Raw genomic sequence first — 14,957 nt, 5'->3', positions numbered from 1 at the left:
ACAGAAACGGGCAGGGCGTTTTGCCACACGGCGGTTTTGCCGGAATTTTGCGCGGAGGCCCGGCCCCGCAGGAGCAAGCATGAAGGATACGGAGTATCGTTGCGGATGGGTGGCGCTCATGGGGCCGCCCAATGCCGGAAAATCCACCCTGCTGAACGCCCTTCTGGGCCAGAAGGTGAGCATTGTCACGCCCAAGCCGCAGACCACACGCAACCAGATTGTGGGCATTTTGAGCGACAGGCATGCCCAGGCCATTTTCATGGACACCCCTGGTCTGACCCAGGTGCGCGGGCGCTTGAGCAAAACCATGATCCAGGCCGTATGGCAGAGTCTCGGACAGGCTCACGTCATCATGCCCGTGCTGGACTCCCACCTCTATATTCTGCATCCCGAATATCTGGAGCGTGATCTGGCGCCGGTGGCCGAAGCTCTGGCCGAGGACACGCGCCCCATGATCGTGGCTGTGAACAAGGTGGACCTTTTTGCGGACAAAAGCCGCATGCTGCCCCTGCTGACGCGCCTCGGGGAAATGTGGCCCAGAGCGGAGATTTTTCCTGTTTCCGCCCTGCTCAAGGACGGCCTGCCCCAACTGGAAAAGCTGCTGTGTTCCTGCCTGCCTGTCGGCCCGGCCCAATTCCCCGAAGACCAGATTTCCACCGCGCCCGTGCGCTTCATGGCTGCGGAAATCGTGCGCGAAAAACTGTTTTTGCACCTGCGGCAGGAGGTTCCCTACTCCGTGGCGGTGGATGTGGAAAGCTGGCAGGAGGATGCGGAGCGCGGCCAGACAGTCATCCACGCCGTCATTTATGTGGGACGCCCCATGCACAAGGCCATGGTCATCGGACGGGGGGGCGCTTCCATCAAGCATATCGGAACAGAAGCCCGCAAGGACATTCAGGAATTGCTTGGCGGAAAGGTGCATCTGGAATTGTGGGTCAAGGTCCGGGAGCACTGGACAGAAGATGCGGTCTTTCTGCGTGAACTGGGCCTGATGGCGGAGTAGAAAATGGCTGACGAACTTTTGCGCGAGCGGTACGTCCGTGTCCTGGAGGGCATTGATCAGGCGTGCAGGGCCGCCGGGCGTTTTCGCAGCGAAGTGCGGCTGGTGGCGGTATCCAAGCTGCATCCGTATGCGCTGGTGGGCGAAGCCGCGGGATTGGGGCAAACGGATTTTGGCGAAAGTTATGTGCAGGAAGCCTTGCAGAAAAGGCAGGATTTGGCGGCCGATCCTGCGCTGGCCTCGCTCGCGCAAAACATTCGCTGGCACATGATCGGCCATGTGCAGAGCCGCAAGGCGGCGCTGGTGGCCGGAGCCTTTTGCCTTGTGCATTCTCTGGACTCGCGCAAGCTTGCCGATGCGCTGGAAAAGGCGCTTGCCCGCCCCGATGCAGGGCAGAAGGGGCGGCAGGGTGTGCTGCTGGAAGTCAATGTGGGCCAGGAGCCGCAGAAGGCGGGCGTGATGTGCGAAGACCTTGCGCCGCTGGCCGACCATGTGCGGGAGCATTGCCCGCATCTGGAGATACAGGGTTTGATGTGCCTGCCGCCGGTTTTTGATGCGGGGGATGCGGCCCGTCCCTATTTTTCCCGGCTGCGCGAGCTGCGGGACGGACTGCGGGCGCGCCTGGGGCTGCCCCTGCCCGAATTGTCCATGGGCATGAGCGGAGACTTTGCTGCGGCCGTGGCGGAAGGGGCGACCCTGGTGCGCATCGGCACGGATATTTTCGGCCAGAGGCCCGCCAGAGGCTGACCACGCGGAGCATGGCGGGCGCACTCGCGCTCTTGGCGTGATTTGTGCATAAATTTCAGGAACCGTACGGAGAAGTGGTATGGCGGCTAAGGAAAAAGATGTGCAGGCCCTGGCACAGGGGCAGGATGTGCCTGCCAAAAAGAAATCGCGCGTCAAGCGCATGGTCATTATTTTGGCGATCCTGCTCATGATCTTGAGCGGCGGCGGCATAGGCGCGTACTGGTGGCTGTTCATGCGCACCCCGGCCGATGGTTCCGCGCCGACAGCCGAAGCTTCTGCCGGGCAGCCCGCAGAGCAGGGCACGGCAGCAGCCCCCCAGGGGGGAGGAAGCGCGCCTGCGGGCGGCGGGGCGCGCATCGAACGGCAAAGCGACCTGCCCCGCAGTACGGGTCAGGTTTTGCCTCTGCCTGCCATCACGGTCAATCTTTCCGATGCGTCGGGGCGGCGTTATCTCAAGCTGGGCATGGAGGTGGAGGTCAACGCCGATGTGTCGGCAGCCCTGCAAGCCAACAGCGCCCGCATCCGCGATGCCGTCATCATGTTGCTGGCGGGCAAGGGGTACAACGATATTGCCTCCCCCGACGGGAAGGTACTGCTCAAGAGCGAAGTGGCGGCCCGGCTGAACCAGATTCTCGGAGCCCAACGGGTTATCCGGGTGTATTTTACGGATTTTGTGGTGGAATGATCCGTTGCCTGCACGGCGGCAGTGCCCGCAGTGTTTTGGCGGCGCGGCGGCAAGAGATGTGAGGTGAGACATGTCGCAAGACGACCAGGAAGCCCTGGCCGCCCAGTGGGCGGCACAGTTGGAAGAAGACGAGGCGGACGCCGCGCAGGATACGGCCCCGGCCCTGCCCTCCGGCCAGTCCGCGCTGGATGACGAGGCTCTGGCCGCGCAGTGGGCCGAGGCACTGGCCAATGAGGAAGCGCCCGACATTTCCCCCACTGCCGGGAATCTGCGCTCGGGCAGCGGGGCTGCTGACGCCAATTTTCAGGACATGACCGATGTGGCGCGCCAGCCCAGGGACAGCAAGCTCAAACGCGAACTGGACTTCATTCTGGACATCCCGCTGGATGTGTCCGCCGAACTGGGGCGCACCCGCCTGCTCATCAACGAACTTCTGCAACTGGGGCAGGGTTCTGTGGTGGAACTGAACAAACTGGCGGGAGAACCGCTGGAGGTATACGTCAACGGCAAGCTGGTGGCCCGCGGCGAAGCTGTGGTCATCAACGAAAAATTCGGCGTGCGCCTGACAGACATTATCAGTCCCATCGAAAGGGTAAAGCAGCTTGGCTAGCTTGTGGGCCTTGGTGGCAACGGCTGAAGGCTCTTCCGGGCATGTGCGCGAGGCCGTGGAGGGTGCTGCGGGCGCGCAGGCGACCGCTCTGGCCCCGGCCCTGAACTGGAGCAGCTATGCGCAGGCTGTGGGCGTGCTTTTTCTTCTGCTGGCTGTTCTCTGGCTGGCAGTCTGGCTGGCGCGGCGCTTTGGCCGGTTCAGCTTTTTGCCGCGCCCCGGAGCCTTGCCGCGTGATGCGCTGGTCATGGAAGCGCAGATGCCTCTGGGGCCGCGCAAGGGGCTGATGGTGGTACGCTTCTTGAATAGAAGGTTGCTGCTGGGCGTGACCGACCAGCAGATCACCCTTCTGACCGAGGAGCGAGCGCAGGATGAAAGCACAAACGCCGATTTTCAGCAGATCATGGAGAGTGCCCGCCGCAGCGGCGACGGCTAGTCTGTGCTTTCTTTGCGGGCCGGAATGGGCGCAGGCCGCGCAAAATCTGACCATGCCCACCATGCAGCTCACGCTTACCGGCGGCGCACAGTCGCCGGAAAAGGTTTCGGTGCTGCTGGAAATCCTCTTTCTGCTCACCGTGCTTTCCGTGGCACCGGCCATCATGCTCACGGTCACCAGCTTTACACGCATCATCATTGTTTTCAGCTTCTTGCGTCAGGCTTTGGGCGTACAGCAGTTGCCTCCCACACAGATTCTTGCCAGCTTGGCCATTTTTATGACGGTGGTCATCATGTTCCCGGTGGGCAAACAGATCAATGACACCGCCCTCCAGCCCTACCTCAATGAAACCATTGACTACAAGGAAGCCCTGGATCGTGCGCAGATGCCTTTGCGGACGTTCATGTTCAAGCACACCCGTGAGAAGGATCTTTCGATCTTCTACGCCATCAGCAAGATGGAGGCGCCGCGCAACAAGGAGGAAGTGCCCACCATGCTGCTGGCGGCGGCCTATGTCATCAGCGAGTTGAAAACCGCTTTTACCATCGGTTTTTTGATCTATATCCCCTTTCTTGTGCTGGATATGGTCATTTCCAGCGTGCTGCTGGCCATGGGCATGATGATGTTGCCGCCCATGATGGTGTCCATGCCTTTCAAGCTGCTGCTCTTTGTCATGGTGGACGGCTGGAATTTGCTGGTAGGTTCTCTGGTCAACAGCTTTTTGCTCTAAACGCGGCGGGGTTTTGCCATGTCTCCTGATTTTGTGATCGGATTCGGCCGTCAGGCCATCGAGCTGTGCCTCATGATGTCCCTGCCCATGCTGGGTGTGGGGCTGGCTGTGGGGGTTGTGGTCAGTGTGGTGCAGGCGGCGACGCAAATTCAGGAAATGACCCTGACCTTCATTCCCAAGATCGTCTGCATGTTTCTGGCCCTGCTGTTGGCTCTGCCTTGGCTCATGGAGCGCATGATCACGTTCACCCATGAGGTATTTATCAATATTCCCACATATATCCGCTAGATTCCTTTGCAAAGCTTCAGGCCGTTGCCCGTTTTTTCGGGCAACGGCCTGACACAATCTCGCCACACGGAGTGAAAAACTAGCCGCAGCGGGAAAATCCGCAGGCCGTGCAGATCAGGCAACCCTCCTGAAAGGTGAGCCGTTCGCCGCATTCGGGGCAGTCGTGCCCCTGCAGATCCGTAACATCAGCCAAGATATCGTCTTTGAGGTAGCGTTTTTCCAGCACCCAGGCAATGGCGTCGGGGATGGAGAGCAGCAGCCCCTTGCCCCGGAAAACAGGATGCTCGCCGCCGATGCCCTTGATCTGGGCCACCACATCACGCACATGCACGCCCGAGCGCAGGGCCAGAGACACCAGCCTGCCGATGGCTTCGGCCTTGGCCGTGATGGAGCGGCCGGACTTGCCGATGGTGGCAAAGACCTCAAAGGGCCGTCCGTCCACCTCATTGACCGTAAGGTACATGGCCCCCAGGCCGGTGGGAACTTTCTGGGTGAATCCCCAGACCATGTCGGGGCGCTTGCGCACGGAGGATCGCCCGGCAGTGGCGGCCTGCGCCACATCAGTGGCTCCGTCCATTTTTTTCTGCCCTTCGCCGGTAGCCAGCACCTGTACGCTCTTGCAGCCGTCACGGTAGACGGTGACGCCCTTGCAGCCTTCTTCAAAGGCCAGCCGGTAGATGTGGGCAATGTCTTCTTCTGTGGCACTGTTGGGCAGGTTCACGGTCTTGGAAACGGCATTGTCCGTATGGCGTTGGAAAGCCGCCTGCATGCGCAGATGCCAGACCGGCGCGATGTCCATGGCTGTAACAAAAACCTTGCGCAGGGCAGCGGGCAGATGTTCCATGCCCTGTACGGAGCCGCAGGCCGCCACGGCGTCCATGAGTTCCGGGCTGAGCATGCCCTCCTGGGCCAGGGCGGCCTCAAAGTGGGGATTGATCTCCACCAGTTTTTCCCCGTCAAGAATATTGCGTGTGAAGCAGAGGGCAAAGAGGGGCTCCACGCCCGAGGAGCAACCCGCGATGATGGACAGGGTTCCGGTGGGCGCAATGGTGGTCACCGTGGCGTTGCGGCAGGGAGGCTTGCCCTGCGCGCAGAGAGCTGATTGGGAAAAAGCGGGAAAGGGGCCGCGCTCTTCGGCCAGCCGGGCAGAGGCCTTGTGCCCCTCGTCCTGGACAAAAGCCATGATACGCTCGCCCAGGGCAATGCCCTCTCGTGAATCGTAGGCAATGCCCAGTTGGAACAGCAAATCGGCAAAGCCCATGACCCCCAGGCCGATCTTGCGGTTTCTGCGCACGGTTTCCGTGATGCGCTCCAGCGGAAAGCGGGAAGCGTCGATCACATTGTCCAGAAAACGCACTGCCAGGTGCACCACGCGCCGCAACTCCTCCCAGTCAATGCCCTCGCGGGCCGGATCCGCGCTGTTTTCGTGGCCAGGCAGGCAGAAGCAGGAAAGGTTGATGGAGCCGAGGTTGCACGCCTCGTAGGGCAGGAGAGGCTGTTCCCCGCACGGATTGGTGGATTCGATCTCACCCTGCTCCGGCGTGGGATTGTCGCGGTTGATGCGGTCCAGAAAAACAATGCCCGGATCCCCCGACTGCCAGGCTTTCCTGACCAGAAGATCAAAGATTTCGCGGGCGCGCAGACGGTCCGTCACTTCACCGCTCTGGGGGGTCAGCAGATCGTAGTATTCGTCCTGTTCCACCGCGCGCATGAAGGCTTCCGTCAGGCCCACGGACAGGTTGAAGTTGTTGAATTCCCCCTCTTTTTCCTTGGCGCGGATGAATTCCAGAATGTCCGGATGGTCCACGCGCAAAATGCCCATATTGGCACCGCGCCGGGTGCCGCCTTGTTTGACCTGCTCTGTGGCCGTGTTGAAAATGCGCAAAAAGGATACCGGGCCGGACGCCACGCCGCCGGTGGAGCCCACACGGCTGTCCTTGGGGCGCAGGCGGGAAAAGGAAAATCCCGTACCCCCGCCGGACTTGTGGATCATGGCCGCGTGTTTCACGGCATCGAAAATTTCCTCGATGGAATCGCCCACAGGCAGCACAAAACAGGCGGAAAGCTGCCCCAGTTCCGTGCCCGCGTTCATCAGCGTGGGCGAATTGGGCAGAAACTTCCAACTGGTCATCATGTCGTAAAAATCGCGTGCCAGTTCTTCCCCGGAGCGGGGGGACGGATATTTGCCTTCTTCCGCGGCAACAGCGGAGGCCACCCGCCAGAAAAGGTCACGCGGCGTCTCCACAAGCTTTCCTTCCGGATCCTTGCGCAGATAGCGTTTTTGCAGAACAACTTCCGTATTGGGCTTGAGCTGGGGCTTGGGCAAATCGGCAGGCATGGTGAGCATGGAGCACCTTGTTGCGGTTGGCGCGGCAGCATAAGGGCCGCTTGTGAACGGGAAGTCCGCACTATACACGGAATGGGGGCAAAGAAAAGCCCCCCTATTTTCCTTTTTCCCCCGGAAGCCGGTGCTGCGGGGGTTTTTTGCCGACCGGTTTTTTTTGCCGCTGCAAGGCGGCACTTTTTTGCGCGCGCGCCTGCCCTCTTTCTCCGGAAGTTTCTGCGGCGGCAAGCCCGGCAGGCTGCGGGGCGGCCTTGCGGCCCGGCTGTTTTTCTATGCGGACAGGCCCTGCCGTGCGCGCTCCGCTTTTGCGGTCCCGTCCGGGCTGTATGCGTACGTCCAGCAGGTCGCCGGAGGCCAGGGTTCCGGCATTTTCCAGCAGCAGCAGCCCCTGCCCGGAGCAGGCGTAGCGCGCGCGTCCCGGCAGGCCGGGCACGGCAAAGGCGGCGGAAATCACCCGCGCCGTTTCCCCGGCCACAGAGCCGTGCCGCTCCCTTGCGGGACTTTTTTTCGTCCTGTCGTGTGCGCCCGGCTGGCGGCCCAGGAGCAGGGGCGCAAGGCTCAGGGCATTTTTTTCCAGGCCCGCGTCCGTGGAGAGTTTTTCCAGCCATGGCGGCGCGCCCGCGCTGCTGAAGGTAAAGTGGCACCATGTGCGGCTGTGCGCGTTTTCCAGAAGCGGGCAGCCTTCGCCATGAGGGCAGGGGGAGAGGACGTTCCAGCCCGCCTCCAGGGCCAGACGCCGCATGTGCATGACGGTTGTTCCGCCCAGCCGTGTGCCCGGTTCCACAAAAAGCAGGGCTGGTGCCTGCGATTCTCTGCCCTGCGCGAGGGGCGCGAGAGATGCCAGAAAGCCGGACAGTTTTTCCTCGCGGCAACCGTTGGAGATTTCCCCTTCTTCCGTCTGCTCCCTGTGTGCGCCGCGCTTGCCGGAGCGCAGTTCGTTGAGCACGTTGACGGCGCTCACCAGCCAGGGACGTGCGCCGGAGAGTCCGGGCAGGCGCGTTGCCATACGTGCCGCCTGTTCCAGAGGGGCGCGGGCTGTGTGCACCTGCCATACGGGATGTCCGCTCATCTTGCCCAGAGTTTCCAGCAGGCTTTTGCCCAGTTCCAGCGGTTGGGGTGCAAGATCCACGGCCAGCACGCGGATGGGAGCGGAGCGCCATCGGGGGTAAGCCAGCCAGAGGGCCAGGGGCAGAGTCAATGGCCCGGATCCCACATCCAGCAGAAGGGCTTCGTTGCCAGCAGTTGCGGCCTGGCCTGTGCTTTGCCCCCCGGCGTGGGCCGCAATGCGGGTCGGATCGGGCAGGGGCAGGGCGGACAGCAGGCGCGTGAGACGCAGGAGGTTCCAGGGCAGAAAGTAGTAAAGATAGGCGCTGATAGCCGCCGGAGACGTCCAGTAGGAACGTGCCAGCCCCGCCCTCTCGGTGGTCAGCAGGCGGGAGAGGCGGGCAATGTCTTCCGGCAGGGAGCGCCTGTGCGCCGCGCTGAGAGGTCGGACGTGGTGGAGGGCTTCGGACAGGCCGTCCAGCAGTTCTGCGCCCTCGCGGGGCAGGGCCGCGAACAGGGGGATTGGCTGCGGCCAGCGCTTCCCCCCTTCGTGTATTTTTGCCATGCCGGGGCGCGGTTTTTGCGGGGCCTGCCGTACGCTGTTCGCGCTTTTGGGGTTGTGCGGCTTGTGTGGCAGCATAGTCAGGTTCCGAAGCGCATGCAGCGCAGGTAATTGTGTTCAAAATCCGCTTCGTCTGTCAGGGAAAGCACCTGCGCTTTGGCGCACAGCGTTGCCAGTTCCGCGGCCTTTTCCGGCTTCTGGAGCAGCAGGGCCGCTCCGTCCAGAGATGTATTGCCCACAGCCCTGATTTTTCCGGCAGCCGTACCGGGCACAAAGCCGAGGCGTGCCAGATCGTCGGGGTGCGCATGGCGCCCCAGCGCGCCCGCCAGGCAGAGAGTGACCAGATGCTCCGGCGCAAGGTTTGCGGCAGCGAGCAGTTTTTCCAGAGCCAGGGCGAAGACCGCCCGGACCTTGAGCAGTTCTTCCACATCGGAGGCGGCAAGCCACAGGCCGTGCGGCAGACGCAGACACAGGCCCCCGGGGTGGTGTTCCAGAGCAGCAGCGAGTCTGCGTCCCAACGGCATGGGCGGATCGGGCACAAAATGCCCCTCCCTGTCCAGGACCTGGAGACGCAAAAGGATGGCCAGCAGTGACAGATACCCCGTGGCGCTGATGCCGCGCGCCTGCGGCGCGGGAGCCGCGCTTTCGCCAGCGGAAAAACTCTGCTCCCAGAAGCGCGGGGTCAGCCCGGCGGGGGTCAGACAAAAACTTGTGACAACGCCGGGGCCCGCCAATTGCCCGCACTGCGGGCCGATGCCCTCCAGAGCCGGTCCCAGAGGCACGCTGGTCAGCCACACGTTTTTTGTCCCGGCCACCAGCGCCAGTTCGCCGTTGGTGCCCAGATCCGCCAACACAAAGGGCTGGGGGGTATTTTTTTCCAACAGGGCGGCCAGTCCGGCGCTCACGTCCGCGCCCACAAAGGGGGCGGGCAGGGGAGGAATGTAGACAGGGGGCAGATCTTCCAGTTCGGCCAGCATATTGCCCGTGTGGCTCAGGGCATAGGGAGCGGCGCACAGGCCGTGCAGGGGCTTTTCCAGAAGAATGTCGGTCATGGCCGTATTGCCCGCCACGCACAGGCGCGTGACCGTGCCCCGCGTGGCAAGGCTTTGCACCACAGCGCGCAGGGAACGCCGCACCAGTTGGGCCAGCAGAGGGGCTTGCCCTGCGCGGGCTTCGGCCAGACGGGACATGACATCCGGCCCCGCCCCGGCCTGCGGATTGAGAAAGCCCCCCTCGGCCACCGGCGTGCCGTTGGCCAGTGCCCGCCAATAGACGGTGGTGGTGCCCAGATCCACGGCCAGAGCCAGTGCAGGAGCCGCCGGGCTGCACGAGTGTTCTGAAAGACCGGAAGGAGCGGGGGCGCGTGCCGGACAGGGCAGGTTTTGGGGCGGCAGCTCCAGGTCAAGCGTACTTTTTCCGTCAGGGATTTGACGACGGCAGGCCAGCCGCCAGCCGTGGGCCAGCTCTTCCGGGGAGAAAATTGCTTCTTCCCCGGCCAGCGGCAGGGGCGCGACATCCACAAAGCGCACACGGCATCGGCCGCACTGCCCCAGGCCTGCGCACAGGGGCAGAGGCTCCACCTGCCCGGAGAGCCAGATGGCGCGGGAAAGGTTGACGCCCGGACGGGCTGTGATGCAGACGGTCTCCTGCGGGGCTGCCGAATTTTCTGCATCCGTGGGGCGAGGGGCTTGAGCGGCCTGCGGCAGGGCGGGAAAAAGGCGGATGCGCATGCCCCAAACTGCCTGAAGCCTGCGCTGTTGGCAAGGGGCGGGCGCAAAGCCGCTTTGGGCACAGGCCGCGTTGGCGGGGAAGGCAAAGGCGCATTGTCGGGCAGGGAGTGAAGAAAATTTTTTCGGGATGGAGAGCGGACACGGCTTGCCGGAATGGCCTTTTTCTTGCAAGATTTGTTCGGAAGCCATGATGCGTGCTGTGCTGCTGCAACGGAAAGGAAGTCCCGATGAACAAGGTTTTGGCGCAAGATGAAGTGGATGCCCTGCTGCGGGGGCTCTCCGGCGGAGAAATCGAACACGAGTCCGACTCTTCGGGGGACGATTCCGGCATTGTCAGTTTTGATCTGGCCAATCAGGACCGAATCATCCGTGGGCGTATGCCCGTGCTGGAAATCGTCAACGACCGTTTTGCGCGCCTGTGTACCAACGCCTTGTCCAACGCCATACGCAAACGGGTGGAGTTGAACCCCATTTCCATCGACATGACCAAGTTCGGCGAGTTCATGCGCTCGCTGCCCGTGCCCACGTCCATCAATATTTTCAAGATGGACCCCTTGCGCGGCAATGCCATCATGGTGGTGGACTCACGTCTGGTCTTTGCCCTGGTGGAAAATGTTTTTGGCGGGGCCGGTTCCCAGCCCAAGGTGGAGGGACGCGAATTTACCCGCATCGAGCAGGCGGTTGTGGACAAGATCGTCAAGATCTCTCTGGAAAACATGGAGGAATCCTGGCGTCCCGTGCACGATGTCAAGCTGGAACTGGTCCGCAGCGAGATCAACCCCCAGTTTGCGGCCATTGTGCCGCCCAGCGATGTGGTGGTGGTCATCACCTTTGAGGTGGAACTGGATACGTCCCTGGGATCCATGATCGTTTGCCTGCCCTACGCCACCATTGAGCCCATCCGCTCCAAGCTGCACGCCAGCTTTCAGACGGAACGCCTGGAAGTGGACCACGCCTGGGTGTCCCGCTTGCAGGAACGCCTTCTGGAAACGCCCGTAGAACTCAAGGTGCATTTCGGCAGCACCACCATCACCGGCAATCAGTTGCTGCGCATGCAGGTGGGGGACGTGCTTGTGCTGGATACCGATGAGGACGATCTGCTTACCTGCTCCGTGGCGGGCGTGGAGAAATACCACGGCATCGCGGGCACGGTGAAAGCCATGAAGGCCTTTCAGATCATCAAGGAAAACGAGCCGCAGCACACTTGAGGCTGGCGGCGCAGGCCGATTTTCTGTTCAGGAGTTGCTGTCTTCTGCCTGCGTTCGCGCTTGCCGCACAACGCGCATCCGGTGCAGTTCCGGGCCAAGAATGTGGGCCTCTGCCGCAGGCAGATGCGCGGCGACGACCACGCCTGCGGGCAGGGACGGTGCCTTCTCCCGTCCTGTGGGGCCCACCAGCACACATTGGCAGCCCGCCGCAAGCCCTGCTTGCACATCCCGCAGGCTGTCGCCCACCATCCACGAGCGGGCGAGATCTATGTCCAGATCACGGGCTGCGTGCAGCAAAAGCCCTGGCTCCGGCTTGCGGCAGGAGCACGGGCCGGTGATTTCCGGCAGGTGGGGGCAATAGTACCAGGCGTCAATACCCACATTTTTTTCTTCCATCTGCGTGGTGACCCAGGCCTCCAGCGTTGCGAGATCCTCCTGCGTGAACATGCCCCGCGCCAGTCCGGATTGGTTGCTGACCACCACAAGCAGATAACCGGCGGCACGGAAACGCCGGAGCGCCTGAAGTACGCCGGGCAGCCATATCCAGTCTTCCTTGCGGTGCACATAGCCACTATCCTTGTTCAGGGTCCCGTCACGATCCAGAAAAATGGCTCGCTTCATGTTTTTGGCTCCAGGGTCGTTGGAGGGTGCCTGCCGGGCAACTCTGTGTCAGAAGGTGTGGGTGGTACCGGCGGCCCATGCCGGAAATATTTTTGCAGCGACAAACGCCACAAACATCCCTGCCCGCACGGCGGGGTACGCCGTGCGGGCAGGGGGTCGGCACGGCATGCCGTGCCGACAGGAAAAGAAGCGGAGGGAACGTTTATTCCTCTTCTTCTCCTTCAAACTTGATGAAGCCGGGGTTGACGTTGGTCATGGCGTTGACAATCAGTTCCACAAGGCCTCCGTAGGCAAAGTTGTTCTTGCTGTAGAGGTCGTTGGGTTCCAGCATTTCGCGGATCTGCCCCTTGCAGTTGGAGCACGGCGCACAGATGTACTTGCGGGTTTCCGGGCCGAGGCAGTCCTTGAAGGCTTCGCTGATCTGCTGCATCTTTTTGCGGCCGGAGATATTGCCGCGCCATTCCTCAATATTGTTGCGGGTCATGATGGCAAATCCGGATCCGCCGCCGCAGCAATAGTTGTCCACACCGTGGGAGGGCATTTCGCGGAACTGGGGCGCGATTTTGCGTACGATTTCGCGCTGCGGTTCCACAATGCCCATGAGGCGCACGATGTTGCACGGGTCGTGCAGGGTCACGGGGAAGTTGTTGCGCGACGGGTCCAGCTTGAGGCGGCCGGACATGACAATGTCGTGCAGCGTGACGTAGCAGCTTTCGCGCGGCACCTGATATTCAAAGGGAATAAGGCGGTCGGCAATAACCGTCAGGGCCTTGTGGGCGTGGCCGCACTCGCCGATGACGATTTTTTTCACCCCAAGTTCCTTGGCGGCCATCATGTGCTGGAGGGCGATGCGCGCTGTCTGGGCATCGTCATAGAAAACGCCGTAGTTCACACCGTCATAGGCCATGGCCTTGCTCGACAGCGTCCACGAGAGGCCAGCTTCCTGGAAGATCAGGGAGAAGGCGGCGATATTTTCCGGCCAGGCCATGATTTCACCGGCATTGTGCAGCAGCAGAATGTCGGCTCCCTGCACGTCGAAGGGCGTGTGGATGCCCACGCCGGTGATTTCCGTGTAGTCCTCGTCGATAAATTCCACGTTTTCTTTCACAACATCGGATGTCATGCCCGTGGATGACCCGCAGCCCATCTGGTTGATGGTGCCTTTTTCGTGCAGCTCACGCGGATAGATGCCCAGTTCCTGGCTGAACAGCTTGCGGATTTCCCGCGCCAGCAGGCCGTTATCCACGCCGATGGGGCAGGTCTGGGCACAGCGGCGGCACAAATTGCAGCGGTAAGCCAACTCGCCCAGGCGCGCCACGGTCTTCCAGTTGAGGCCCATGTCGCCGTAACGCCACTTGGCCAGAGGCTCTTTTTTCACATACTGCTTGTAGATGCGGCGAAAGATTTCCGACCGGAAGTTGGGGCGGTACATCTCGTTCTCGCCGGACATCTCGTACAGATGGCAGGCCTCGGAACAGGAGTTGCACTGGGCGCAATAGTCCATGCTGGTTTCCAGCATGGGCAGGAAGGGCCAGTTGTTCTCCTTGCTGAAAAGCTTGCGCATACCCGTCAGGAACTTGTTGACCAGTTCCTCTTCTTCTTCCCTGTTTTTGGGCTTGGGAATATTCAGGACGGAAACTTCGTCCAGAATACAGGCCACGTTGGCCTTCTGGTCTTCCGTGAAAGGTTTCCAAGGCATGGTCGCCACGTCCAGCGGCAGGGTGGGAATATCCTTGAGGTCTATATGTACCATCTGCCCTTCGGCAGTGGAAACGTCTTTCAGTTGCAAGGTATCTTTCATGTCAAACTCTCCCTAATTGTCTTTGGGGGCTGCGGGATTGCTGGTAGCCACGTCAATCCAACTCTTGGACTTGCCGTCAGGGGTAATGTGCCTGGCCGACCAAGTTACGGTATGCTTGAGAGCATCCACGATTTTCTGCTTGTTGCCTTCGCTGTAGGTGGTGGGTTCGTCACCCCAGCGGATGTCGTGGTAGGTAAAGAACTTCATGAACAGGTGTCCCATGTGCGTCATGGGGATCCAGATGAGCAGGAAAAAGCCCACCAAGAGATGCAGGGTGAAGAATGTATTGGGCAGTGGGGTGAACGTCAGCGTGAAAAGGTTGTAGATAAAGGTACGGGCCAAGTGAAAGTAGGAGGGGGCCGTCGCCCAGGCAATCAGGCCGAGAATGCCGAAGACAACGAAAACCAGCAGGTTGAAGTAGTGTTCGGGGGTTGTGTAGCGCAAGAGGCCTGCGTCAACGCGGCGGCGATGGATGAGGCAGAGCCCGCCGGCAATCATGCACAGCGAGCCCACGAGAGCACAGGCGCTGATCAGGTTGCTGATGAAGGTCATGAACCCGCCGTTGGGGTCAAGGCCCAGAAACTGCGCGAATACGGCACAAATCACGATGATGGTGCCGCCCATGAGCATATAGAGGCCAAAATGGAACGGGTAGGAGCTTTGCCAGAGCTTGAAGTTGTGCTTGAACGTGGCGTGCAGGAAAAGCACTTCCGTCAGAAGAGCCTTGATGCCTCCCCAGTGATCCACATGGCGGGGTTTGGTCCACCAGTCCTTCTCTTCCATGAAGCTGCCGCCGTAGACGGTTTTCACGCCTTCGTGAGGCACGGGGTACAGTTCCCAGCGCACATGCAGGGGGCTGGACTGGACATAGGCCCTGATTTTCAGAAAAGCCATGCAAAAAAAGCCGGCTACCGCCGCATAGCCAAGAACATAAAACAATGTGGTCATGCCGTATCCCCCGTGGCAAAAAGCCTCTGGATTTTGGGTTCATCTGCGTCCCGCCGTTTTCGCGGTGCTGCGAAAGCAGTCAGGGGGGTTCCTGTTGCACACGTCCGAAGCTGCCCGACATGGGCAAAGCCGGAAAATACTCCTGACAAGGAGTTGGGCATGCCCGCAAAAAAGTCAAGCCGCCCCGTCTTCCGTTGATAACCAAA

Annotated in this window: 14 protein-coding genes; 8 read left to right on the top strand and 6 right to left on the bottom strand. The window is 61.3% G+C overall.

The annotated features are described in order from the left end of the window. Positions 1–79 precede the first annotated feature (79 nt). The 7 genes from era to fliQ all read left to right on the top strand — a co-directional run bounded on the left by era (position 80) and on the right by fliQ (position 4,493). Complete coding sequence (gene era, locus EII23_RS03390) at positions 80–1,003, top strand: GTPase Era (protein ID WP_124791983.1); 924 nt, start codon at positions 80–82, stop codon at positions 1,001–1,003. A gap of 3 nt (positions 1,004–1,006) precedes the next feature. After that, a complete protein-coding gene (locus tag EII23_RS03385) occupies positions 1,007–1,747 on the top strand; it encodes a YggS family pyridoxal phosphate-dependent enzyme (protein ID WP_124791982.1) in 741 nt (246 codons plus the stop codon). A 79-nt stretch (positions 1,748–1,826) separates the two neighbouring features. Beyond that, positions 1,827–2,432 carry a flagellar basal body-associated protein FliL gene (fliL, locus tag EII23_RS03380; protein ID WP_124791981.1) on the top strand — a complete coding sequence of 202 codons (606 nt, stop codon included), beginning with the start codon at positions 1,827–1,829 and terminating at the stop codon, positions 2,430–2,432. 70 nt (positions 2,433–2,502) lie between these two features. Then, complete coding sequence (fliN, locus tag EII23_RS03375) at positions 2,503–3,042, top strand: flagellar motor switch protein FliN (protein WP_124791980.1); 540 nt, start codon at positions 2,503–2,505, stop codon at positions 3,040–3,042. Next, positions 3,035–3,475 carry a flagellar biosynthetic protein FliO gene (fliO, locus tag EII23_RS03370; protein WP_124791979.1) on the top strand — a complete coding sequence of 147 codons (441 nt, stop codon included), beginning with the start codon at positions 3,035–3,037 and terminating at the stop codon, positions 3,473–3,475. Before fliN ends, fliO begins: the two co-directional genes overlap by 8 nt. A gap of 52 nt (positions 3,476–3,527) precedes the next feature. Next, positions 3,528–4,205 (top strand): flagellar type III secretion system pore protein FliP, encoded by a 678-nt coding sequence (gene fliP / locus EII23_RS03365; protein ID WP_124791978.1) that lies wholly within the window; start codon positions 3,528–3,530, stop codon positions 4,203–4,205. 18 nt (positions 4,206–4,223) lie between these two features. After that, complete coding sequence (fliQ, locus tag EII23_RS03360) at positions 4,224–4,493, top strand: flagellar biosynthesis protein FliQ (RefSeq protein ID WP_124791977.1); 270 nt, start codon at positions 4,224–4,226, stop codon at positions 4,491–4,493. Between the two features lie 79 nt (positions 4,494–4,572). On the opposite strand, the gene EII23_RS03355 is transcribed toward fliQ, so the two are convergent. From EII23_RS03355 to EII23_RS03345, 3 genes are all read right to left on the bottom strand, one after another. Beyond that, positions 4,573–6,840 carry a vitamin B12-dependent ribonucleotide reductase gene (locus EII23_RS03355; protein ID WP_124791976.1) on the bottom strand — a complete coding sequence of 756 codons (2,268 nt, stop codon included), beginning with the start codon at positions 6,838–6,840 and terminating at the stop codon, positions 4,573–4,575. 94 nt (positions 6,841–6,934) lie between these two features. Then, the gene (locus EII23_RS03350) at positions 6,935–8,521 is read right to left on the bottom strand and encodes a small ribosomal subunit Rsm22 family protein (protein ID WP_148091232.1); all 1,587 of its coding nucleotides are present in this window, start codon (positions 8,519–8,521) and stop codon (positions 6,935–6,937) included. Between the two features lie 2 nt (positions 8,522–8,523). Next, the gene (locus tag EII23_RS03345; RefSeq protein ID WP_124791974.1) at positions 8,524–10,173 is read right to left on the bottom strand and encodes an ASKHA domain-containing protein; all 1,650 of its coding nucleotides are present in this window, start codon (positions 10,171–10,173) and stop codon (positions 8,524–8,526) included. A gap of 227 nt (positions 10,174–10,400) precedes the next feature. On the opposite strand from EII23_RS03345, the gene fliM reads away from it, so the two are divergent. Further along, positions 10,401–11,381, top strand: a complete 981-nt coding sequence (fliM, locus tag EII23_RS03340) for a flagellar motor switch protein FliM (protein WP_124791973.1) — start codon at positions 10,401–10,403, stop codon at positions 11,379–11,381. 27 nt (positions 11,382–11,408) lie between these two features. Here fliM and gmhB read toward each other — a convergent pair whose 3' ends face one another. The 3 genes from gmhB to EII23_RS03325 form a co-directional block, all read right to left on the bottom strand. Further along, a complete protein-coding gene (gene gmhB, locus EII23_RS03335; RefSeq protein ID WP_124791972.1) occupies positions 11,409–12,002 on the bottom strand; it encodes a D-glycero-beta-D-manno-heptose 1,7-bisphosphate 7-phosphatase in 594 nt (197 codons plus the stop codon). Positions 12,003–12,204: 202 nt separating this feature from the next. Next, positions 12,205–13,803: a (Fe-S)-binding protein gene (locus EII23_RS03330; protein ID WP_124791971.1), complete on the bottom strand. Its 1,599-nt coding sequence runs from the start codon at positions 13,801–13,803 to the stop codon at positions 12,205–12,207. 12 nt (positions 13,804–13,815) lie between these two features. Next, a complete protein-coding gene (locus tag EII23_RS03325) occupies positions 13,816–14,751 on the bottom strand; it encodes a respiratory nitrate reductase subunit gamma (protein ID WP_124791970.1) in 936 nt (311 codons plus the stop codon). Positions 14,752–14,957: the final 206 nt, after the last annotated feature.

Origin of the sequence: Desulfovibrio sp. OH1186_COT-070, from assembly GCF_003860215.1 — a bacterium.
Taxonomy (GTDB): domain Bacteria; phylum Desulfobacterota; class Desulfovibrionia; order Desulfovibrionales; family Desulfovibrionaceae; genus Desulfovibrio.
This window is presented reverse-complemented; position numbering and strand designations above follow the sequence as displayed.